At 66.0% G+C, this 21,150-nt stretch carries 19 protein-coding genes and 2 tRNA genes; 13 read left to right on the forward strand and 8 right to left on the reverse strand.

From position 1 onward, the window contains the following. Positions 1-12: 12 nt before the first annotated feature. The 7 genes from trmB to tgt form a co-directional block, all read right to left on the reverse strand. Positions 13-678 carry a tRNA (guanine(46)-N(7))-methyltransferase TrmB gene (trmB, locus tag GZH52_RS03410; RefSeq protein ID WP_163315100.1) on the reverse strand — a complete coding sequence of 222 codons (666 nt, stop codon included), beginning with the start codon at positions 676-678 and terminating at the stop codon, positions 13-15. Between the two features lie 7 nt (positions 679-685). Continuing rightward, positions 686-2,557, reverse strand: a complete 1,872-nt coding sequence (gene mutL / locus GZH52_RS03415; protein WP_163315101.1) for a DNA mismatch repair endonuclease MutL — start codon at positions 2,555-2,557, stop codon at positions 686-688. Then, a complete protein-coding gene (locus GZH52_RS03420) occupies positions 2,554-3,207 on the reverse strand; it encodes a DedA family protein (RefSeq protein WP_163315102.1) in 654 nt (217 codons plus the stop codon). The genes mutL and GZH52_RS03420 overlap by 4 nt, the downstream gene beginning before the upstream one ends. 114 nt (positions 3,208-3,321) lie before the next feature. Next, complete coding sequence (gene secF / locus GZH52_RS03425) at positions 3,322-4,257, reverse strand: protein translocase subunit SecF (RefSeq protein ID WP_163315103.1); 936 nt, start codon at positions 4,255-4,257, stop codon at positions 3,322-3,324. Positions 4,258-4,266: 9 nt separating this feature from the next. After that, positions 4,267-6,117, reverse strand: a complete 1,851-nt coding sequence (gene secD / locus GZH52_RS03430) for a protein translocase subunit SecD (RefSeq protein ID WP_163315104.1) — start codon at positions 6,115-6,117, stop codon at positions 4,267-4,269. A 54-nt stretch (positions 6,118-6,171) separates the two neighbouring features. Continuing rightward, positions 6,172-6,492: a preprotein translocase subunit YajC gene (yajC, locus tag GZH52_RS03435; RefSeq protein WP_136553900.1), complete on the reverse strand. Its 321-nt coding sequence runs from the start codon at positions 6,490-6,492 to the stop codon at positions 6,172-6,174. Between the two features lie 131 nt (positions 6,493-6,623). After that, complete coding sequence (tgt, locus tag GZH52_RS03440) at positions 6,624-7,736, reverse strand: tRNA guanosine(34) transglycosylase Tgt (protein ID WP_163315105.1); 1,113 nt, start codon at positions 7,734-7,736, stop codon at positions 6,624-6,626. Between the two features lie 157 nt (positions 7,737-7,893). Between tgt and GZH52_RS03445 the strand changes: the two genes are divergently transcribed. The 11 genes from GZH52_RS03445 (at position 7,894) to GZH52_RS03495 (ending at position 16,507) form a co-directional block, all read left to right on the forward strand. Further along, positions 7,894-7,970: transfer RNA gene (locus GZH52_RS03445), tRNA-Val, on the forward strand. A gap of 176 nt (positions 7,971-8,146) precedes the next feature. Further along, positions 8,147-10,048, forward strand: a complete 1,902-nt coding sequence (gene thrS / locus GZH52_RS03450) for a threonine--tRNA ligase (protein WP_163315106.1) — start codon at positions 8,147-8,149, stop codon at positions 10,046-10,048. A gap of 32 nt (positions 10,049-10,080) precedes the next feature. Then, entirely contained in the window at positions 10,081-10,605 is a 525-nt protein-coding gene (infC, locus tag GZH52_RS03455) for a translation initiation factor IF-3 (RefSeq protein ID WP_136553906.1), read from the forward strand. Positions 10,606-10,763: 158 nt separating this feature from the next. Continuing rightward, positions 10,764-10,961: a 50S ribosomal protein L35 gene (gene rpmI, locus GZH52_RS03460; RefSeq protein WP_136553908.1), complete on the forward strand. Its 198-nt coding sequence runs from the start codon at positions 10,764-10,766 to the stop codon at positions 10,959-10,961. Positions 10,962-10,971: 10 nt separating this feature from the next. Further along, positions 10,972-11,328, forward strand: a complete 357-nt coding sequence (rplT, locus tag GZH52_RS03465; RefSeq protein WP_136553910.1) for a 50S ribosomal protein L20 — start codon at positions 10,972-10,974, stop codon at positions 11,326-11,328. Positions 11,329-11,442: 114 nt separating this feature from the next. Continuing rightward, positions 11,443-12,426 carry a phenylalanine--tRNA ligase subunit alpha gene (gene pheS, locus GZH52_RS03470; RefSeq protein WP_163315107.1) on the forward strand — a complete coding sequence of 328 codons (984 nt, stop codon included), beginning with the start codon at positions 11,443-11,445 and terminating at the stop codon, positions 12,424-12,426. 18 nt (positions 12,427-12,444) lie between these two features. Beyond that, positions 12,445-14,805, forward strand: coding sequence for a phenylalanine--tRNA ligase subunit beta (pheT, locus tag GZH52_RS03475; RefSeq protein ID WP_163315108.1), 2,361 nt, complete (start codon positions 12,445-12,447; stop codon positions 14,803-14,805). A gap of 78 nt (positions 14,806-14,883) precedes the next feature. Next, the gene (locus tag GZH52_RS03480; protein ID WP_136553916.1) at positions 14,884-15,180 is read left to right on the forward strand and encodes an integration host factor subunit alpha; all 297 of its coding nucleotides are present in this window, start codon (positions 14,884-14,886) and stop codon (positions 15,178-15,180) included. Beyond that, positions 15,167-15,514 (forward strand): MerR family transcriptional regulator, encoded by a 348-nt coding sequence (locus GZH52_RS03485; RefSeq protein WP_163315109.1) that lies wholly within the window; start codon positions 15,167-15,169, stop codon positions 15,512-15,514. The genes GZH52_RS03480 and GZH52_RS03485 overlap by 14 nt, the downstream gene beginning before the upstream one ends. Before the next feature lie 29 nt (positions 15,515-15,543). Further along, a tRNA-Pro gene (locus GZH52_RS03490) sits at positions 15,544-15,620 on the forward strand. 218 nt (positions 15,621-15,838) lie between these two features. After that, positions 15,839-16,507 carry a GntR family transcriptional regulator gene (locus tag GZH52_RS03495; RefSeq protein ID WP_163315110.1) on the forward strand — a complete coding sequence of 223 codons (669 nt, stop codon included), beginning with the start codon at positions 15,839-15,841 and terminating at the stop codon, positions 16,505-16,507. 53 nt (positions 16,508-16,560) lie between these two features. Here GZH52_RS03495 and GZH52_RS03500 read toward each other — a convergent pair whose 3' ends face one another. After that, positions 16,561-17,751, reverse strand: coding sequence for an ABC transporter substrate-binding protein (locus GZH52_RS03500; protein ID WP_163315111.1), 1,191 nt, complete (start codon positions 17,749-17,751; stop codon positions 16,561-16,563). A 130-nt stretch (positions 17,752-17,881) separates the two neighbouring features. Between GZH52_RS03500 and GZH52_RS03505 the strand changes: the two genes are divergently transcribed. After that, a complete protein-coding gene (locus tag GZH52_RS03505) occupies positions 17,882-20,536 on the forward strand; it encodes a PAS domain-containing sensor histidine kinase (RefSeq protein WP_163315112.1) in 2,655 nt (884 codons plus the stop codon). Further along, positions 20,518-21,144: a response regulator transcription factor gene (locus GZH52_RS03510; RefSeq protein WP_163315113.1), complete on the forward strand. Its 627-nt coding sequence runs from the start codon at positions 20,518-20,520 to the stop codon at positions 21,142-21,144. The genes GZH52_RS03505 and GZH52_RS03510 overlap by 19 nt, the downstream gene beginning before the upstream one ends. Positions 21,145-21,150: the final 6 nt, after the last annotated feature.

The raw sequence follows: 21,150 nt of genomic DNA on the forward strand, positions 1-21,150 counted from the left end.
CCGCCACCGGTGTCAGTCCGGGCGGCCAAGGTCGTGGCGTACCCGCCACAGCCGGTGGCCGGAGCCCAGGTACTTGCGTTCGAACGCGGTCAGCGCATCGTCGGGGTGCCAGGCCTCGACCGGCACGGTTTCGCCGGTCAGCGCCTTGAGCGCGTACGCGTGCTCGTCGGCGTAGATCCGCCAGTTGGTACGCAATTCCAGCACGCCGCCCAGGCGCAACAGCAGCGGGAACACCGGGTGGCCGTGCCAGCGCCTTTGCAGGTGCTGCGGCTTGGGCCACGGGTTGGGGTAGAGCATCCAGTGCTGGGCGAGCCGTACGCCATCGTCCGCCATCAGCCGCCACAAATCGATGAGGTCGGCGCGCACGAACAGCGCGTTGTCGGGGACGGGCTCCGCCTTGCCGCGGCCGAGGCGGTCGGCCGACTGGTCGACGCCGACCACGAAATGGTCGGGGTGCTCGCGGGCGAGCCTGAGCGTGGAGACGCCGACGCCGCAGCCGGTGTCGAGGATCAGGGGCGCTGCGCCGCCCCACGCCGCGCGCACCTGGCGCCAGGCGTCGACGTTGAACGCCGCGTACGGCTTGCGGTAGGGGTGGGCCGCGTGGCGGCCGAGCACGTCAGCGAGGCGCTCATGGATGCCCGCCTGCGCGCTCACGATCTCGCGCGAATTGTCCTGCATGGGTTCTTCACTGGCCGCGCATGAACAGGCGGTCCAGGTCCTTCATGGTCAGCCGCGTCCAGGTCGGGCGGCCGTGGTTGCATTGTCCGGAGCGCTCGGTTGCCTCCATGTCGCGCAACAGCGCGTTCATCTCGGCAAGGTTGAGCGCGCGGTTGGCGCGCACCGCGCCGTGGCAGGCCATGGTCGCCAACAGCTCGTTGCGCCGCTCGGTCAGCGCGGCGCTGACGCCGTGGGTACGCACGTCGGCGAGCACCGCGCGCGCAAGCTCGACCGGGTCGGCGTCGGCCAGCCACAGCGGCACCGCGCGCACCGCGAGCTGGGTTGGCGACAGCGGCGCGAGTTCCAGCCCCAGCCGCTTCAGCGCGTCGCCGTGCTCGTCGGCGGTGGCGACCTCGAAGCGGTCGGCGCCGAACGATACCGGCAGCAGCAAGGGCTGCAAGGGCAGGTTGTCGGTCTCGAGCGCGCATTTCATGCGCTCGTAGACGATGCGCTCGTGCGCGGCGTGCATGTCGACCAGGATCAGCCCGTCGGCCGCCTGCGCGAGGATGTACACGCCGTGCAGCTGCGCCAGCGCGAAACCCAGCGGCGGCACGCCGTCGGTGTCGGCATCCGGCATCGGCGCCGGCGCGCTGATGGTGGGGGATGCGTCCGCCGCGCGTTCCTCGGCGCGGATGGCGGAGAACATCGCGTCGTACACGCCGACCGCCTCGCGGGCGACGGCAAGCGGGATGCGCTGCTGCTCGAAGCGTTGCGGCAGCGGGGCGCGCCCGGGCGTGCCCGCGCGGGGCGCTGTATCAGCCGCGGCGGGAAACAGCGGCGCCGTGGCGGACGGCGCCGGCTGCGCGGCATCGGGCGCGGCGAGCTGGGCGTCGACGGCAGCGCGGCCTTCGCCCGCACCCGCCGCGAGTACCTTGTGCACCGAGTGGAACAGGAACTGGTGGATGGCCTGGCTCTCGCGAAAGCGCACCTCGACCTTGGTCGGGTGCACGTTGACGTCGACGCCGGCTGGGTCGAGGGTGAAAAACAGCGCGTACGCCGGGTGGCGCTCGTGGTGCAGCACGTCGCGGTACGCCTGGCGCAGCGCGTGCTGCGCGGTCTTGTCGCGCACGAAGCGGCCGTTCACGTAGAAGAACTGCGCGTCGCGGCTCGCCTTGGAGAAGGTGGGCGACGCGACGAGGCCGCGTAGGGTGAGGCCGCCCGCCTCGCTGTCGACAATCAGCGAGGCGTCGACGAAGTCGCGGCCGAGGATGGCGCCGACGCGGTCGGCCAGGCTTTGCACCGGCAAGCGGGCGGTGACCTTGCCGTTGTGGCGCAGGATCATCTCGACGCCGGGGTGGGCCAGCGCGACGCGCTCGAACGCGGCCGCGCAGTGCGCGTACTCGGTCGCCTCGCTCTTCAGGAACTTGCGGCGCGCCGGCGTGTTGAAGTAGAGGTCGACCATCTCGACCGTGGTGCCTTCCGGGTGCGCGGCCGGCTCGACCGGGTGCAGGGTGCCGTCGATGGCGATGATCTGGTGCGCGTGTGCCTCGCCATGCGGGCGGCTCACCAGCGTCAGTCGCGACACCGAGGCGACGCTGGCGAGGCCCTCGCCGCGAAAGCCCAGCGTCGCCACCCGCTCCAGTTCGTCCAGCGAGCCGATCTTGCTGGTCGCGTGGCGGTCGAGCGCCAGCGGCAAGTCGTCCGCGGCGATGCCGCTGCCGTCGTCGTTGACGCGGATCAGCTTGATGCCGCCTTGCGCGATGTCGACGGTGATGCGCCGCGCGCCGGCGTCCAGGCTGTTCTCCAGCATCTCCTTGAGAGCAGAGGCCGGCCGTTCGACCACCTCGCCGGCGGCGATCTGGTTGACCAGGTGGTCGGGCAGCTTGCGGATGCGCTTCATCGTGCGCCGGCCCGCGCCGCGGCGCGCTTGTGGCGCCAGAACTCGATGATGCCCGGCAGGATGGACACGAAGATGATGCCGAAGATCAACAGCGTCAGGTTCTGCTTGACGATGGGCATGTTGCCGAAGAAGTAGCCGGCGTAGCCGAAGCTCGCGACCCACAGTACGGCGCCGGTGACGTTGTAAAAGGCGAAGTGGCGGTAGCCCATCTTGCCGATGCCGGCGACAAACGGCGCGAAGGTGCGCACGATGGGCACGAAGCGGGCGAGGATGATGGTCTTGCCGCCGTGCTTCTCGTAGAAGGCGTGCGTCTTCTCCAGATACTCGGGGCGGATCAGCCTAGGGAAGCGGGCCGCCAGCTTCTCGCCGAAATAACGGCCGATCGCGTAGTTGACCCCGTCGCCGATCACGGCGGCGACGATCAAGAGGGCGACCATCGCGTGGATGTTCATCTCGCCCAGCGCGGCCAAGGTGCCTGCGACAAACAGCAGCGAGTCGCCCGGCAGGAAGGGCGTGACCACGAGGCCGGTCTCGCAGAACACGATCAGGAACAGGATCGCGTAGATCCACGGCCCGTACGCGGCGGCCAGCTCCGCCAGGTGCACGTCGATGTGCAGGATGAAGTCGATGATGAACTGCAGGTATTCCATATCAGGGTCCTCGGTGCTTGCCGGAACCCCCGCTGCGGGGCAGGGGCTCGGGCAAGCAGGGTGGGGGAGGCGAAAAGGGCCGGCGGTGCCGGCCCTTTTTGCGGGCGGGGTCGGTCAGACCACCGCTTCCTGTTTCTGCTTGGGCGGCTTGATCATGTGCTCGCGCTTGATCCCCAGCGCCAGTGCCAGCGGGCTTGCCACCAGCACCGACGAGTAGATGCCGAACACGATGCCGATGGTCAGCGCCATCGCGAAGCCGTGCAGCGCGGCACCGCCGAACAAGAGCATCGACAGCACCATCGCCTCGGTCGAGCCGTGGGTGATCATGGTGCGGCTGATCGTCGAAGTGATCGCGTGGTCGATCACTTCGGCCGTGGTCATGTGCTTCATGCCGGGCTTGCGGAAGTTCTCGCGGATCCGGTCGAACACCACCACCGACTCGTTGACCGAGTAGCCGAGCACGGCGAGCACGCCGGCGAGTACGGTCAGCGAGAACTCCCACTGGAACAGCGCGAAGCAGCCCAGGATGATCACCACGTCGTGCATGTTGGCGATGATCGCCGACACCGCGAAGCGCCATTCGAAGCGCAGCGCGAGGTAGGCGATGATGCCCAGGCACACCACGGTCAGCGCGATCAGGCCGTTCTCGACCAGTTCGGCGCCGACCGACGGGCCGACGAACTCGACCTTGCGCAGCTCGACCTGGGTGTCGCCAGCCTTGAGCGCGGTGAGCACCTGGTTGGAGAGCTGGGCGGCGCTGACGTCCTTCTTCACCGGCAGGCGGATCAGCACGTCGCGGCTGGTGCCCAGGCTCTGTACCTGCGCTTCGCCGAGCTTCAGGCGGTCGACCCGCCCTCGGACGTCGGCGAGGTTGGCGGACTGCGTGTACTGCACTTCCATCACCGTGCCGCCGGTGAATTCGACGCTCAGGTTCAGCCCCTTGCTGAACAGGAAGAACACGGCAAGGATGAAGGTCACCAGCGAGATGGTCGTGGTGAGCTTGCCGTAGCTCATGAACGGGATGTCCCGTTTGATGCGGAAAAGCTCCATGGTGTCCCCTTACTTGGCCTCTTGTTCCGGTTTCCAAATCTGGCCGACCGAAATCGAGCTCAGGCGACGGCGGCGTCCGTACCACAGGTTGACGAAGCCGCGCGAGACCAGCACCGCCGAGAACATCGAGGTGAGGATGCCCAGGCAGTGCACGACGGCGAAGCCGCGGACCGGGCCCGAGCCGAAGATCAGCAGCGCAAGGCCGGCGATCATCGTCGTCACGTTCGAGTCGAGAATGGTCGCCCACGCGTGCTGGTAGCCGGCCTGGATCGCCGACTGCGGCGGCATGCCGTTACGCAGCTCCTCGCGGACCCGCTCGTTGATCAGCACGTTGGCGTCGATCGCCATGCCCAGCGTCAGCGCGATCGCCGCGATGCCCGGCAGCGTCAGCGTCGCCTGCAGCATCGACAACAGCGCGACCAGCATCAGCACGTTCACGCCGAGCGAGAGCACCGAGATCAGGCCGAACACGTGGTAGTAGACCAGCATGAACACGGCGATCGCGGCGAAGCCCCACAGCGTCGAGTTGAAGCCCTTCTGGATGTTTTCCTTGCCCAGGCTCGGGCCGACGGTGCGCTCCTCGATGATCTGCATCGGCGCCGCCAGCGAGCCTGCGCGCAGCAACAGCGCGGTGTCGTTGGCTTCGGCCGGGTTCATCGAGCCGGAAATCTGCACGCGGCCGCCGCCGATCTCGGAGCGGATCACCGGCGCGGTCACCACCTCGGCCTTGCCCTTCTCGACCAGGATCATCGCCATGCGGCGGCCGATGTTCTCGGCGGTGACCTGGCGGAAGATGCCGGCGCCGGTCGAATCCAGGCCGATGTGCACGGCCGGCGCGCCGTTCTCGTCGAAGCCCGGCTGCGCGTCGTTGATGTTGTCGCCGGTCAGCTCGACGTCCTTCTTGACCAGGATCTTGGTCGGGCCACGCGGGGTCATCTCGTCGAGCAGTTCGTAGCCCATCGGCACGCTGCCAGCCATCGCCTCGTTCACCTTGCCCGGGTCGTCCTCGACCAGGCGTACCTGCAGGGTCGCGGTGCGGCCGAGGATGTCCTTGGCCTTGGCGGTGTCCTGTACGCCCGGCAACTGCACCACGATGCGGTTGGGGCCGGCCTGCTGGATCACCGGCTCGGCGACGCCCAATTCGTTGACGCGGTTGTGCAGCGTGGTGATGTTCTGCTTGACCGCATCCGATTCGATGCGGGTGATCTCTTCGGGCTTGAGCGCGAGTTTCAGCGTGTAGTTCGCGTCGTCGGCCTTCAGGTTAAGGCCGGGCAGGGTGCGCACGATCGCCTTCTCGGCGGCCGCGAGCGTTTCCTGGTCGCGCAGCTGTACGGTCAGCGTTTCACCGTCACGGCGGATCGTGCCGTAACGGATCTTCTTGTCCTTGAGCTCGCGGCGGATGTCGCCGGCGTAGCGCTCCATGGTCTTGTCGAGCGCGGCCTTCATGTCCACTTCGAGCAGGAAGTGCACGCCGCCACGCAGGTCGAGGCCGAGGAACATCGGGTTGGCGTGGATCTTGGTCAGCCACTGCGGCGACGCGGAGAGCAGGTTGAGCGCGATGATGTAGTTGTCGCCCAGCGCCTGTTCGATCACGTCGCGCGCCTTGATCTGCACGTCGGTGTCCTTGAAGCGCACCTTGAGGCTGCCGCCGTCAAGGTAGACGCCGTCCGGCGTGATCTGGTGCGCCTTGAGCGCGCCTTCGACGCGTTCCATCACGGCGGTGTCGACCGGCATCGACTGGCGGGTGCTCGAGATCTGCACCGCCGGGGTCTCGCCGTAGAAGTTGGGCAGCGTGTACAGCGCCGAGACGATCAGCGCCACCACGATGACGAGGTATTTCCAGAGCGGGTAGCGGTTCATGGGAATGGGCAGGAAAGAGGACAAGCCGCCCGCGGGCGGCTTGTCCTTGGGGGGTTACAGGGACTTGAGCGTGCCTTTTTCCAGCTTGCCGGCGACGGCGGAGCGCTGGATGGTGATCTCGACCTTGTCGGCGATCTCGATGTTCAGGTACTGCTCGGACACCTTGGTCACGCGACCGACGATGCCGCCCTGGGTGGCCACTTCGTCGCCCTTCTGGACTTCCGACAGCATCTTCTGGTGTTCCTTCATGCGCTTTTGCTGCGGGCGCACCAGCAGGAACCAGAACAGCACGAAGATCACGATCATCGGCAGGAACTGCATGAAATCGAAGCCGGCTACAGCAGTACCTGCTGCGTGGGCGGGGGCAATAAACATCGTTAACTCCCTCTAAGGGTGGAATGGGGCCGCTAGGGTGAACCGGTGATTGTAGCGACGGCGGGTGGCTTTTCCAACCATGCCCGCCGCGGAACCCGTCCGACCGTGTTGCGCGGACGGGGTTCCCTGTGTCATGCGCCGCGCGCGCGTTTTTCGTGGAAGCCGGCGCGCCAGTCGGCGAAACGGTCCTGTTCGATCGCCTCGCGCATCTCGGCCATCAGTTCCTGGTAGTAGTGCAGGTTGTGGATGGTATTGAGGCGCGCGCCGAGGATCTCGCCGGTGCGGTGCAGGTGGTGCAGGTAGGCGCGGCTGAAGTTGCGGCACGCGTAGCACGCGCATTCCTCGTCGAGCGGGCGGTGGTCCATCTTGTGGAAGGCGTTCTTGATCTTGATGTCGCCGTAGCGGGTGAAGATCCAGCCGTTGCGCGCGTTGCGGGTCGGCATCACGCAGTCGAACATGTCGACGCCGTTGGCGACGCCCTGCACCAGGTCTTCCGGCGTGCCCACCCCCATCAGGTAGTGCGGCTTGTCCGCCGGCAGCATGTCGCGCATCTCTTCGAGCATGCGGTACATCTCGGGCTTGGGCTCGCCCACCGACAGGCCGCCGATGGCGATGCCGTCAAAGCCGATCTCCATCAGGCCGTCGAGCGACTTCTGGCGCAAATCGGTATAAAGGTTGCCCTGCACGATGCCGAACAGCGCGTTCGGGTTCCTGAGGTCGTCAAACGCCTGGCGCGAGCGCGCGGCCCAGCGCAGGCTCATCTGCATCGACGCCTGGGCGGTCTTGTGGTCGACCTGGCCCGGGGTGCACTCGTCCAGCTGCATCACGATGTCCGAGTTGAGCACGGTCTGGATCTTCATCGAGATTTCCGGCGACAGGAACAGCTTGTCGCCGTTGACCGGGCTCTGGAAGGTGCAGCCTTCCTCGGTCAGCTTGCGCAGGTCGCCCAGGCTGAATACCTGGAAACCGCCCGAATCGGTGAGGATGGGTTTGTCCCATCCTATAAAGGCGTGCAGGCCGCCGAACGACTCGACCACCTCGAGGCCCGGGCGCAGCCACAGGTGGAAGGTGTTGCCGAGGATGATCTGGGCGCCGATCTCGTTCAGCTCGAGCGGGCTCATCGCCTTGACCGAGCCGTAGGTGCCGACCGGCTGGAACACCGGCGTCTCAACCGTGCCGTGGTTCAGTTCGAGCGTGCCGCGGCGCGCGCCGCCGGAAGTCTTGTGTACGGTAAACTTGAGCATGGGGAAATGTCGTGCAAAATCAACGCGCCAGTATAGCTCAAAGCGGCGATTTCAAGTTTTTTGCAAAAAGTGCTTGCCAGGCGGCACGGGGGTCTGTACTATTCGCCTCACTGATTCGGCGCTGAACTCCAAAACGAAGCGAAGCGGCGAAATCGACAGGCACGTAGCTCAGCTGGTTAGAGCACCACCTTGACATGGTGGGGGTCGTTGGTTCGAATCCAATCGTGCCTACCAATATACCGAAACACATGAAGGAACCGCGGAAATGTTCCGAACTACCGAGACCACACGAACTCGTTGACCGGGCCCGGTGGTGCTTCATGTGATATAAAAAAGTGCGGCTCGAGCCGCACTTTTTTTTTGCCCATTTTTTGTGCCTTGTGGTGCGCCCTCAAAAAGCTGGAGTTGTCATGCCCGATATCCGCCTTCCCGATGGTTCTGTCCGCTCGTACGAACAGGCCGTGACCGTTCACGACGTAGCCGCCTCGATCGGCGCTGGCCTCGCCCGTGCCGCGCTGGCCGGCCGGGTCGACGGCGAGCTGGTGGATACCTCCTACCTGATCGACCGCGACGCGGACCTTGCCATCATCACCGACAAGGACGCCGACGGACTGTCGGTGATCCGCCACTCGACCGCCCACCTGTTGGCGTACGCGGTGAAGACGCTGTTCCCTGACGCGCAGGTCACCATCGGGCCGGAAATCGAGAACGGCTTCTACTACGACTTCAGCTACAAGCGCCCGTTTACGCCGGAAGACTTGGTCGCGATCGAGAAGAAGATGGCCGAGCTCGCCAAACAGGACATTCCGGTCGAGCGCTACACGCTGCCGCGCGACGAGGCCATCGCCTACTTCAAGAGCATCGGCGAACACTACAAGGCCGAGATCATCGAGGCGATCCCGCAGGGTGAAGTGCTGTCCCTTTATAAGGAAGGCGATTTCACCGACCTGTGCCGCGGCCCGCACGTGCCGTCGACCGGCAAGCTCAAGGTGTTCAAGCTGATGAAGCTCGCCGGTGCCTACTGGCGCGGCGACAGCAAGAACGAGATGCTGCAGCGCATCTACGGCACTGCGTGGGCGAAGAAGGAAGACCTCGCCGCTTACCTGCACATGCTGGAAGAAGCCGAGAAGCGCGACCACCGCAAGCTGGGCAAGGTGCTCGACCTCTTCCACCTGCAGGACGAGGCGCCGGGCATGGTGTTCTGGCACCCGAAGGGCTGGACGCTGTGGCAGAACATCGAGCAGTACATGCGCCGTACCCTGACCGCCGCCGGCTACCAGGAAATCAAGACGCCGATGGTGATGGATCGCACGCTGTGGGAGAAGTCCGGCCACTGGGAAAACTACCGTGACAACATGTTCACCACCGAGTCGGAAAAGCGTGACTACGCGGTGAAGCCGATGAACTGCCCGGGTCACGTGCAGGTGTTCAACCAGGGCCTGCGTTCGTACCGCGACCTGCCGTTGCGTCTGGCCGAATTCGGCGCCTGCCACCGCAACGAGCCGTCCGGTGCGCTGCACGGCCTGATGCGCGTGCGCGGCTTCGTGCAGGACGACGCACACATCTTCTGCACCGAAGAGCAGATCAATTCGGAGGCGCGTGCGTTCAACGAGCTGACCATGGCGGTGTACCAGCACTTCGGCTTCGACAATGTCGCGATCAAGCTGAGCCTGCGCCCCGAGAAGCGCGCTGGTTCCGACGAGGTGTGGGACAAGGCCGAACAAGGTCTGCGTGACGCGCTGTCCGCTTGTGGCGTCGAATGGGAAGAGCTTCCGGGCGAGGGTGCGTTCTACGGCCCGAAGATCGAGTACCACATCAAGGATGCGCTGGGCCGCTCCTGGCAGTGCGGCACGCTGCAACTCGACTTCGTGTTGCCCGAGCGTCTGGACGCCGAGTATGTGACCGAGGACAACGGCCGCAAGCGCCCGGTGATGCTGCACCGCGCGATCCTGGGCTCGCTCGAGCGTTTCATCGGCATCCTGATCGAAAACCATGCCGGCGCCTTCCCGCTGTGGCTCTCGCCGGTGCAGATGGTGGTGATGAACATCTCCGAGGCGCAGGCGGATTACGCGGCCGAAGTCGCACAAACGCTGAAAAATCAAGGCTTCCGCGTGGAGCTTGACTTGAGGAACGAGAAGATCGGTTATAAAATCCGCGAGCACAGCCTGCAAAAGTTGCCGTACCAGATCATCGTCGGCGACAAGGAGAAGGCTGACGGACTGGTGGCAGTCCGGGCGCGCGGCGAAGATCTGGGTCAGCTGACCCTGGACGCCTTCTCGGCCCGGCTGGCTGCGGAACTTCCGCAGGCCTGAGCCCCGGATTCGATCGATTATCTATAGGAGATTTGGCTATCGCTCAGGAACGCGAACCACGGATCAACGGCGAGATTACCGCTCGCGAGGTCCGTCTGGTAGGGAATGAAGGTGAGCAGCTCGGTATTGTGAGCATGCGGGAGGCGCTGGCACTTGCCGAAGAGCGCGACGTTGATCTGGTGGAGATTTCCCCGAACGCGCAGCCTCCGGTTGTCAAGCTGATGGACTACGGCAAGTACAAGTACGAGCTGTCCAAGAAGCGGCAGGAAGCCAAGGCCAAGCAAAAGCAGATCCAGATCAAGGAAGTGAAGTTCCGTCCGGGTACTGACGACGGCGACTACAACGTCAAGTTGCGCAACCTGATCCGCTTCCTGCAGGACGGCGACAAGGCCAAAGTGACCTTGCGCTTCCGAGGCCGCGAAATGGCCCACCAGGATATCGGCCTTGCGCTCTTGAAGCGCGTCGAGGCTGATCTGGTCGAGGTTGGCACCGTCGAGCAGTTCCCGCGTCTCGAAGGCCGCCAGATGGTCATGATGATTGCCCCGAAAAAGAAATAATCGGGTATAATCGTCGTCTTGACACGGCAGGGTGACCTGCCGTGTCGGTTTTATGGCTTCAAAGCCATGCAAAAGCGTGATGTAGCGGTTCCCAAGCGGCCAGCGCAAGCCGGTCCACCCTGCATCTAATCTAACTCAATTCTGCTGGGGTATTTTCCATGCCGAAAATGAAGACCAAATCGAGCGCCAAAAAGCGCCTGAAGGTTCTGGGCAATGGTGGTGTGAAGCGTTCCTTCGCGTTCAAACGTCACATCCTGACCAAGAAGACCACCAAGAACAAGCGCCAACTGCGTGGCACCACCATGGTGGATGCAACCAATATGGCCTCTGTTCGTGCAATGCTGCCCTACGCCTAAGGAGTAATAAATGCCTCGTGTAAAACGCGGTGTAACCGCTCGCGCCCGTCACAAGAAAATCCTCGCTCTGGCGAAAGGCTACCGCGGCCGTCGCAAGAACGTATACCGCATCGCCAAGCAGGCGGTGATGAAGGCCGGTCAGTACGCTTACCGTGACCGCCGCCAGAAGAAGCGCCAGTTCCGCCAGCTGTGGATCGCCCGTATCAACGCCGCTGCGCGTGAGTGCGGTCTGTCGTACAGCAAGTTCATGAACGGCCTGAAGAAAGCCGCTATCGAAATCGACCGCAAGGTCCTGGCCGACCTGGCCGTGTTCGACAAGCCGGCCTTCGCACAGATCGTCGAGCAGGCTAAAGCCAAGCTCGCCTGATCGCGGGTCGCTGCAAGGGGAGGCGCGAGCCTCCCTTTTTTTTCGTGAAACTTCCAAGAGAGCTGACCCGACGCATGGGCGTGCGGTCAGTTTTCTTACCTCAGGGTGTCAGCAATGAACAACGTGGACGCGATTCTACAGGCAGGGTTGGCCGCCGTGGCCGCCGTGTCCGACCTGGTCGAACTGGAGCAGGTCAAGGCCCGCTACCTGGGCAAGAGCGGCGAGATCACCGGCCTGCTCAAGCAACTGGGCGCGCTCGGCGCCGACGAGCGCAAGGCTGCCGGCGCGGTGATCAACGCCGCCAAGCAGGCGTTCGAGGCCGCGCATAACGCGCGCCGCGACGCGATCAACGCCGAAAAACTGGCGCGCCAGCTCGCCGCCGAGGCGCTCGACGTGACGCTGCCCGGCCGCGGCACCGGCAACGGCGGCCTGCACCCGGTGACGCTGACGCTCGAACGCATCACGACGCTGTTCCGCTCGCTGGGTTTTGAAGTGGCCGACGGCCCCGAGATCGAGACCGACTTTCACAACTTCCAGGCGCTGAACATCCCGGCCGACCACCCGGCCCGCGCGATGCAGGACACCTTCTACGTAGTGGGTGGCGACGTGCTGCGTACGCACACCTCGCCGATCCAGGTGCGCTACATGCTGGACAACGAGCCGCCGATCAAGATCATCGCCCCCGGCCGTGTCTACCGCGTCGACTCGGACGCGACGCACTCGCCGATGTTCCACCAGATGGAAGGCCTGTGGGTCGAGGAGGGCGTCAGCTTTGCCGACCTCAAGGCGACTGTGACCGACTTCCTGCGCCGCTTCTTCGAGCGTGACGACCTGCAGGTGCGTTTCCGTCCGTCGTTCTTCCCGTTCACCGAGCCGTCGGCCGAGATCGACGTGCTGGGCGAGAAGGGCTGGCTCGAGGTCGGCGGTTGCGGCATGGTCCACCCGAACGTGCTGCGCAACGTCAATATCGACCCGGAAAAGTACACCGGCTTCGCCTTCGGCATCGGCCTCGACCGCTTCGCCATGTTGCGCTACGGCGTGAACGATCTGCGTCTCTTCTTCGAGAACGATCTTTCCTTCCTCAAACAGTTCAACTGATCGCGGCGGAGACCAAACATGCAATTTTCCGAAAAGTGGCTGAGAAGCTGGGTCAACCCGTCGCTGTCCAGTGACGAGCTTTCTTACCTGCTGACGATGGCCGGCCTCGAAGTCGAGGAAACCGAGCCGGCGGCGCCCGCGTTCAGCGGCGTCGTCGTCGCCGAAGTGAAGGAAGTCGCCAAGCACGAGAACGCCGACCGCCTGCGCGTGACCAAGGTCGATGTCGGCCTCGGGGAACTGGTGCAGATCGTGTGCGGCGCGCCGAACGTCGCCGTCGGCCTGAAAGTGCCATGCGCGCTGCCTGGCGCCGTGCTGCCGGGCGACTTCAAGATCAAGCCGACCAAGATGCGCGGTGTCGAATCGAATGGCATGCTGTGCTCGGGCAAGGAAATCGGCGTGCCCGACGAGGTCGACGGCCTGTTGGTGCTGGATGCGGACGCGCCGGTCGGCGCGAGCATCCGCGACTACCTGTCGCTCGACGACACGCTGTTCACGCTGAAGATCACCCCCAACCGCGCCGACTGCCTGTCGATCCGCGGCCTCGCGCGCGAAGTCGCCGCGCTCACCGGCAGCGAGCTTAGCCCGCTGGTACCGCAAGCGGTGGCGCCGAGCATCGACGACACGAAGACCGTCCGGCTTGACGCAGGCAAGGCGTGTGGCCGCTATATCGGTCGTGTCGTGAAGGGCGTGGACGCAGCCGCGCCGACGCCGCGCTGGATGCGCGAGCGCCTCGAACGCGCCGGCCTGCGCTCGATCTCGGCGATTGTCGACATTACCAACTACGTGCTGCTCGAGCAGGGCCAGCCCATGCACGCGTTCGATCTCGCCCGCCTCGACGGCGGCGTCACCGTGCGCTTCGCGCAAGAAGGCGAGACGCTGGTCTGCCTGAACGAGAAAGAAGTGACGCTGTCGGCCGATACCCTGGTGATCGCCGACGACGTGAAGGCCTTGGCGATCGCCGGCGTGATGGGCGGGCTGGAGAGTGGCGTGACCACCGCCAGCCGCGACATCTTCCTCGAGAGCGCGTTCTTCGCGCCCGAGGTAGTCGCCGGCAAGGCGCGCCGTCTGGGCTTCGGTTCCGACTCTTCGTTCCGTTACGAGCGCGGCGTCGACTTCATGCTGCAGCGTGAAGCGATCGAACGTGCGACCGCGCTGGTGCTGGAGATCTGCGGCGGCGCTGCCGGCCCGCTGACCGAGGCGGTTGGCGAGCTGCCCGAGCGCGCCGAGGTGAAGCTGCGCACCGCGCGCGTCGCGCGCGTGCTCGGCGTGAGCCTGACGGCCGACGAGATCGCCGCCATCCTTGCGCGCCTGGCGCTGCCCGCGCGCGCCGTCGACGACGGTTTTGTCGTCACCGCGCCGAGCTTCCGCTTCGACATCCGCATCGAGGAAGACCTGATCGAGGAAGTGGCCCGCGTCTACGGCTACGACAACATCCCGTCCGACGCGCCGAAGAGCGGCCAGCGCATGCTGGCGCAGCCCGAAGAGCTGCGTCCGCGCGAGGCGGTGCGTCAGATGGTCGCTTCGCGCGACTACCAGGAGATCGTCAGCTACGCCTTCGTTGAGGAGCGCTGGGAAGCCGACTTTGCCGGCAACGCCGACCCGGTACGCCTGATCAACCCGATCGCCAGCCAGATGAGCGTGATGCGCTCGACGCTGATCGGCGGCCTGGTCGACACCCTGTGCGGCAACCTCAACCGCAAGCAGCCGCGCGTGCGCGTGTTCGAGATCGCCCGCGTGTTCAAGAAGGACGGCGAGGCCTTCGTGCAGCCGGAAAAGGTTGCCGCGCTGGCTTGGGGGGCGCGTGCACCCGAGCAGTGGGGCATGCGTGCCGAACGCGTCGACTTCTACGACGTGAAGGCCGACGTCGAGGCGCTGCTGTTCCCGCGCGTGGCCGAGTTCCGCCGCGCCGCGCATCCCGCGCTGCACCCGGGGCGCGCGGCCGAGGTGCTGGTCGACGGCGAAGTGGTCGGCGTACTGGGCGAGCTGCACCCGCGCTGGGTGCAGGCGTACGACCTGCCGTCGGCGCCGGTGCTGTTCGAGCTCGACTTTGCCGCGCTGCAATCGCGCACGCCAGTCAAGGCGCGTGCGGTGTCGCGTTTCCAGGGCGTGCGGCGCGACCTCGCTTTCGTCGTCGCCGAATCGGTCGAAGCCGCTGCGCTGCTCTCGACGCTGCGCAAGGTCGCGGGCGAACTGGTGACCGAGGTCGCGCTGTTTGACGTGTATCGCGGCAAGGGCGTGGAAGAGGGCAAGAAGAGCCTCGCGCTGCGCGTGCAGCTGCAGGCGATGGACCGCACGCTGAACGACGAGGACGTCGAGGCGGTGATCGCCGCGATGGTCGCCGCGGCTGCCGAAGAGCACCACGCCGTGTTGCGCTTCTGATATCCTATTGTTTTTTAAACACGAATCCCCCGCCTTGGGCGGGGGATCATTTTTGAGTTGGCCGTTTCGAGGTATTGCATGACTTTGACAAAAGCCGAGTTGGCTGACCTGCTGTTCGATCGGGTTGGTTTGAACAAGCGCGAAGCCAAGGACATGGTGGAGTCTTTTTTCGAGGAAATCCGTGTCGCGTTGGAGGTCGGTGACAGCGTGAAGCTGTCCGGCTTCGGTAACTTCCAGCTGCGCGACAAGCCGCAGCGTCCCGGTCGCAACCCCAAGACCGGGGAGGAAATTCCCATCACCGCTCGCCGTGTGGTAACTTTTCATGCGAGTCAGAAACTGAAAGGCATGGTCGAGCAAAACCATGAAGGCCGCTGAACTGCCGGCGATCCCGGCCAAGCGCTACTTCACCATCGGTGAAGTCAGCGAGCTGACCGGGGTCAAGCCCCATATCCTGCGCTACTGGGAACAGGAGTTCTCCCAGCTCTCGCGCGTGCAACGCCGCGGTAACCGCCGCTATTACCAGCACCGCGAGGTGTTGATGGTGCGCCGGATCCGCGGCTTGCTGTACGACGACGGTTTCACCATCCAGGGGGCACGCCAGCGCCTGGCGCAGCAGGGCGAGCAGCCGCTGCCCGTCACCGCGCAGGAAGTGCGCAAGGAATTGCAGTCCATCCTCGACTGGCTCGATCTTGGGCTTGGCAAAAGCTGAGTTTGCAAATATAATGCGCTCTCTTCGGTCGGGGCGTGGCGCAGTCTGGTAGCGCACCTGCATGGGGTGCAGGGGGTCGGAGGTTCGAATCCTCTCGCCCCGACCACAGTTTCAAAGAAAAAGGCTACCGGTAACGGTGGCCTTTTTCTTTGTCTGATGCCCGCCGCACGGAACGGCCATCCTTTGCCGCGCGGCAACCTTGGCGTGCCCAGCTGCCGGCATGACTGTTACTTTTATGTCATATGATGGGCTTGTGCGTTCGTTCAGTCTTCGTATAATCAATCCAATTATCATGTATACGATAGGGCAGGATCCGGATTCCCGATGACCATCATGCAGCCGATCAAGCGCCAGACCCTGACCAGCGCCGTGACCGAGTCGTTGCGCAAGCGCATCCTGTCCGGCGAGTTTGCCGACGGCCAGCAGCTGCGCCAGGAAGCGCTATCGAACGAGTACGGTGTCAGCCGTGTCCCGGTGCGCGAGGCGCTGCGCCAGCTCGAGGCCGAGGGCCTGATCCAGATCATCGACCACAAGGGCGCGCTGGTTTCCAAGCTGTCGTTCGAGGACGTGCTCGAGTTCCTGGAGATCCGCTCGCAACTGGAGAGCGCGCTGCTTGCCGCGTCTATCCCGCGCCAGACCGAAGACGACCTGGCGCTGGCCCAGGCTACGCTCGACGAATTCGAGGAGGCGCTGCAAAGCGGCGACGTGCGCCACTGGGGCGAGCTCAACTCGCGCTTCCACCTTGCCCTGTATCGTTCGGCCGAACGCCCGAACACGCTGGCGCTGATCGAGTCGCTGCACAACAAGACCGACCGCTACACCCGCATGCAGATCCTGTTCACCGAGACGATGGCGCGCGCGCACGAAGAGCACAGCCGCCTGTTGCGCTTGTGCCGGGAGCGCAGGGTCGAAGAGGCTGCCGAGTTCATCCGTTTCCATATCCTGTCCGCCGGCCGCGCGCTCGAAGCGTACCTGCAGGAACAGTCCGCCTGAACGCCTGATTCCCTGCTGACACCCGCGACAGGCCGGCTTGACCGGCCTGTCGGCTATGGTGCGCGCGTCAGGTCGGGACGGAGCCTTGCCTTGTCCTGCGGGTGGGCAAAGCCGACCCGGCCGCCGCGCACCACGCCGATCAGCGGAATGCGCGCGTCGACGGCCTCGTGGTCGTGACGGGAAAACGGCCGGTGGTAGCGCGCCAGCACGCCGTCGACCGGTTCGCGCAGCTGCTCCAGCGCCGCGACGACCGCGTCGGGCTGGTGGCTGCCCGCCTGCCTGAGGGCAGCTGCCCATAGCAGCAGGGCGTCGTGTCCCTGTGCCGCCGCGACCGGCGAGCTGATGCGGCGGGTGTGCTGGCGCGTGCGCAGGGTGCCTACGAAGGCCTGCTGCACGGGGTCGTTGCCGTCTTCGATCAGGGTCTGCACCATGCGGGCGCCTTCCGCTGCCGGGCCGGCATGGTCGATGAAGTTGGGCAGCGCGAGCGTCCAGCTGCCCATCAGTGGAACCCGCCAGCCCTGCTGGGCCATCGCGTCGGCGATCGCGGCCAGCTGCGGACCCAGCGCGTAGGTGAAGACGAGTTCGGCGCCGGCCTCGCGGGCGGCGCGCACCGCGCCGCCCAGGTCGCGCTCGTGCGCGCCGAAACGCTGCACGAGCACCGGGGTGAGCCCGCGCCGTGCGAGGGCGTGCGTCAGTTCGCGTTCGCCGCCTGCACCGTACGCCGAGCTGTCGGCGAGGATGGCGACCCTTCTGAGGCCCTGCTCGCCGATGGCCTCGCGCACGATCAGCTCGGCCTGCAAGGTATCCGGCGTGGCGACGCGGAAGATGTAGTGGGTGGCTTCGCCGGCATGGCGGCGGGTCAGTTCGCTGGCGGTCGCCACCGCGATCAGCGTCGGCACCTGGCGTGCCTGCAACAGGTCGAGCGCGGGCAGCGCCACCGGGGTGTTGACGAAGCCGATGACCGCGTCGACGGCGGGTGGCGTGCTCAGCGCGCGGGCGTGGCTTGTGCCGACGGCAGGCACGCCGCCGTCGTCGCGTTCGACGAGTTCGACCCGGCGGCCGAGTATGCCGCCTGTCCGGTTGATCTCTTCGGCGGCCAGGCGGATGCCGGCGCGCATGGCCAGCCCCATTGGCGCCGAACCGCCGGTGAATGCACCGATCACGCCGACGCGCAGCGGGGGCGGGGCGGCGTGCACGGGGCTGGCGACGGCCAGCAAGCAGAGGGCCAGTACGAGGCGAAGCATGACGGTTCCGGCATTGGATGGCGCCATTGTCGCCCGAATTACCCGGCCAGTGAATGCATTTTGTATATCTTGTCTGCCGCCGCCGTGCCTGCTCGGTTAGAATCAAGGCTCCACTATCCATCCTTTTCGCATGCCGAGGCTGTACCCGCCCAACGGCGCGCTGTTTTCGCGGCTCGACACCCGCTGGCTGCGCCTGATCCCGAACACCCTGATCCTGTTGTTCGTGCTGACAATGGGGACGGCGGTGTGGATGCTCGACGAGCGCGAGGCGAGGGTGCGTTCTGGCGAGCTCATGCGCGACAGCCAGTGGGCCGAACAGACCCTGCAATTGCGCCTCGAGGATGCCCTGTCGCTGCTGTACGCCTTTGCGCAGGCTCTGCCCGCCGGCGGGGGCGGCATGGAGGCGCAGATCGCCGAACTGGTCGCCAATACACCCGAGCTTGCGCTGGTGGCGCGGCTGGGCCGGGACGGGGAGCCGGAGTGGGGCGCGCGATCGAGTGACGCGCGCCTCGGTTTCATGCGTGAAATCGAAGGTGCGCGGGCCTGGGCCGAATTGCCCGAGCATGACGGTGCGCAGTTTGTCGGGCCGTTCAAGGATGCCGACGGCCGCTGGGGCATTCCCATCCTGCTGCCCTTGCGCGAAGGCAGGGTGTTCAAGGGCGCGCTGGTCGCGGTATTCGACGCCGAAGGTTTCCTGCGCCGCCTGCCGCCGGCGTGGTTCGCCAAGAAATACCAGTTGTCGCTGATTGGCGGCGAAGAAACCGAGGTCGCCAAGAGCGGTGAGCGGAGCTTGCTGCCCGGTGCGGTGGCGAGGCTCGCCTTGCCCGGCACCGGCATGCGCGTCGAAGCGCGCCCGCTTCGCCAGCCGCTGACACCGCTGCCCAGCCTGCAGCTTTTGGCCATCGGCGGGCTCTCGCTGCTGACGCTGGTCAGCCTGCTTTCCCTGTCGCGCCATATCCGCGCGCGGATCGACGCCGAACACGAGCGCAACCGCATCTACCGGCTGTCGCAGGAAATGCTGGCCGTCGTGCGTGCGGACATGACGCTTGCCGAACTCAACCCGGCGCTGTGCCGCCTGTTCGGCTACGACGAGGCGCGCCTGCTGGGGACTTCCCTGCTCAGCTACCTTGCGCCCGACGCGCGCGAAGCGGTGCGTGCCGAGCTGGAGGAGATCCTCGCGCACGCGCTGAACGACCGCATGGTCGAGACGGTGGTCGCTGGGCGGGACGGCCGGCAGCGCTGGGTACTGTGGGCCGTCAGCCCCTTGCCCGGCAGCCAGACGCTGTTCCTGTCCGGGCGCGACCTGACCGCGACGCGGCGCGCCGAACAGGCCTTGCGTGCCGAGTCCGCTTACCGCAAGGCGATGGAAGATTCGCTGTCGGTCGGCGTGCGGGCGATCGACCTTGACGGGCGCATCCTGCACGTGAACCCCGCGTTCTGCCGGATTACCGGCTACGCGGTCGAAGAGCTGGTCGGCCAGTTGCCGCCTTATCCTTACTGGCTGCCGGGCGAAGAGGGCGAGCGCTGCATGCGGGCGCTCGGCGCGGCGATGGCCGGCGGCTTTGCCGAAGAGGGGTACGAGCAGGTCTACCAGCGCAAGGGGGGCGCGCTGTTCTACGGCCACCTCTTGATGTCGCCGCTGATCGGCGCCGACGGCGTGCAGACCGGCTGGATGGCGGCGATGACCGACATCACCGAACGCGAGGAGGCGAGGCGGCGCCTGATGGCCGAGCACGAGCGTTTCGTCGCGGTATTCGAGGGGCTGGGCGCGGCCGTCGCGGTGGTCGACGCCGACAGCGCCGAGCGCTACTTCAGCAACGCCCGCTACCACGAGCTGATCGGCGGCGTGGAGGGCGAGCATTGCTGCGACCTGACGCTGGCGAGGCTGCAGGCCGGGCAGGCCGAGGACGACTACGAACTTTGCTGGCCGTCGGGCGGGCTCGAGCGCTGGCTGTCGGTGCGCCGCCGCGCGATCCGTTGGGTCAACGGGCGCGACGCGCGCATGGTGATGGTGTTCGATACCACCCGCGAGCACCTGGCGAGCGAAGAGTACGCGCAGCAGCTGCAGCGCATGCAGGCCAAGAGCCGCCTGATCAGCATGGGCGAGATGGCGTCCACCCTCGCGCACGAATTGAACCAGCCGCTGTCCGCGATCGCCAACTACCAGCGCGGTTGCATCGAACGGCTGCACCAGGGGCGTGCCGACCCGGCGGCGCTGCTGCCGGTGATGGAAAAGGTCGCCGTGCAGGCCGAACGGGCCGGGCAGATCGTCCACCGCGTGCGCGACTTCGTCAAACAAAGTGCGCCGGTGCGCTCGCCGCACGCGCTCGCCGAGCTGGTCGACGCCACGCTGGCGCTGGCCGAGATCGAGGCGAGGCGTCAGTCGGCGCGGGTCGAGGTGAGGCTGCCGTCAGGCTTGCCGCCGGTAGAGGTCGACGCGGTGCTGATCGAGCAGGTGCTGTTCAACCTGATCAGGAACGGTTTTGACGCGATGCGCGCCTTGCCTCCCGCACGCCGCGTCGTCGTGCTCAGCGCGACGGCCGGCACGCGCCAGGTCGAGCTGACCGTCGCCGACCAGGGCCCGGGTGTGCCCGAGTCGCTGCGCGCTTCGCTGTTTGACGCCTTCTTCACCACCAAGCCTGACGGCATGGGGATGGGGCTCAATATCTGCCGCACCATCGTCGAGCAGCACCGCGGCCACTTGTGGCTCGGGCACGCCGACGCTGGTGCCGTTTTCCACCTCACCTTGCCGATCGCCGAACAGATATGTCCAAGCCTGCCCTGACCGTCCACGTCGTTGACGACGACGAAGCCTTCCGCGATTCCCTGTTGTGGCTGCTCGACAGCCACGGTTACCCTGCGCGCGGCCACGACAGCGCCGAGGCCTTGCTCGAAACCATCTCGCCTGCCGAGTCGGCCTGCCTGGTCGCCGACGTGCGCATGCCCGGCCTGTCCGGGCTCGAGCTGCTCGATGAAATGCGCGCGCGGGACGTGCGCTGGCCGGTGATCTTCATCACCGGGCACGGCGACTTGCCGATGGCGGTGCAGGCGCTCAGGCAGGGGGCGTTCGATTTCCACGAGAAACCGTTCGACCAGGCGGCGCTGTTCGCGTCCGTTGACCGTGCGCTGGCGCTGGCGTCGCAGCAGCAGGCGCAGGCGCAGTCACGGGCCCGGGTGGGCGCGCGCCTGGAGTCGCTGACCCAGCGCGAGCGCGAGGTGCTCGAGCTGGTGGTGCAGGGCAAGATGAACAAGCTGATCGCCGACGCGCTGGGGATCAGCATCAAGACCGTCGAGGTGCACCGCGGCAAGATGATGGACAAGATGCAGGTGCGTTCGGTTGCCGAGCTGATCCACGCGGTGATGAGCGCGGCGGACGAACGCGCACTGCCTTGAGCCTGC

This window comes from Crenobacter caeni, from assembly GCF_010435965.1.
Classification (GTDB): domain Bacteria; phylum Pseudomonadota; class Gammaproteobacteria; order Burkholderiales; family Chromobacteriaceae; genus Craterilacuibacter; species Craterilacuibacter caeni.

Bases quoted from the DNA above. Each gene is read 5' to 3' on its own strand.
- trmB (WP_163315100.1), bottom strand. From the start codon at position 678: ATGCAGGACAATTCGCGCGAGATCGTGAGCGCGCAGGCGGGCATCCAT.
- mutL (WP_163315101.1), bottom strand. From the start codon at position 2,557: ATGAAGCGCATCCGCAAGCTGCCCGACCACCTGGTCAACCAGATCGCC.
- GZH52_RS03420 (WP_163315102.1), bottom strand. From the start codon at position 3,207: ATGGAATACCTGCAGTTCATCATCGACTTCATCCTGCACATCGACGTG.
- secF (WP_163315103.1), bottom strand. From the start codon at position 4,257: ATGGAGCTTTTCCGCATCAAACGGGACATCCCGTTCATGAGCTACGGC.
- secD (WP_163315104.1), bottom strand. From the start codon at position 6,117: ATGAACCGCTACCCGCTCTGGAAATACCTCGTCATCGTGGTGGCGCTG.
- yajC (WP_136553900.1), bottom strand. From the start codon at position 6,492: ATGTTTATTGCCCCCGCCCACGCAGCAGGTACTGCTGTAGCCGGCTTC.
- tgt (WP_163315105.1), bottom strand. From the start codon at position 7,736: ATGCTCAAGTTTACCGTACACAAGACTTCCGGCGGCGCGCGCCGCGGC.
- thrS (WP_163315106.1), top strand. From the start codon at position 8,147: ATGCCCGATATCCGCCTTCCCGATGGTTCTGTCCGCTCGTACGAACAG.
- rpmI (WP_136553908.1), top strand. From the start codon at position 10,764: ATGCCGAAAATGAAGACCAAATCGAGCGCCAAAAAGCGCCTGAAGGTT.
- rplT (WP_136553910.1), top strand. From the start codon at position 10,972: ATGCCTCGTGTAAAACGCGGTGTAACCGCTCGCGCCCGTCACAAGAAA.
- pheS (WP_163315107.1), top strand. From the start codon at position 11,443: ATGAACAACGTGGACGCGATTCTACAGGCAGGGTTGGCCGCCGTGGCC.
- pheT (WP_163315108.1), top strand. From the start codon at position 12,445: ATGCAATTTTCCGAAAAGTGGCTGAGAAGCTGGGTCAACCCGTCGCTG.
- GZH52_RS03480 (WP_136553916.1), top strand. From the start codon at position 14,884: ATGACTTTGACAAAAGCCGAGTTGGCTGACCTGCTGTTCGATCGGGTT.
- GZH52_RS03485 (WP_163315109.1), top strand. From the start codon at position 15,167: ATGAAGGCCGCTGAACTGCCGGCGATCCCGGCCAAGCGCTACTTCACC.
- GZH52_RS03495 (WP_163315110.1), top strand. From the start codon at position 15,839: ATGACCATCATGCAGCCGATCAAGCGCCAGACCCTGACCAGCGCCGTG.
- GZH52_RS03500 (WP_163315111.1), bottom strand. From the start codon at position 17,751: ATGCTTCGCCTCGTACTGGCCCTCTGCTTGCTGGCCGTCGCCAGCCCC.
- GZH52_RS03505 (WP_163315112.1), top strand. From the start codon at position 17,882: ATGCCGAGGCTGTACCCGCCCAACGGCGCGCTGTTTTCGCGGCTCGAC.
- GZH52_RS03510 (WP_163315113.1), top strand. From the start codon at position 20,518: ATGTCCAAGCCTGCCCTGACCGTCCACGTCGTTGACGACGACGAAGCC.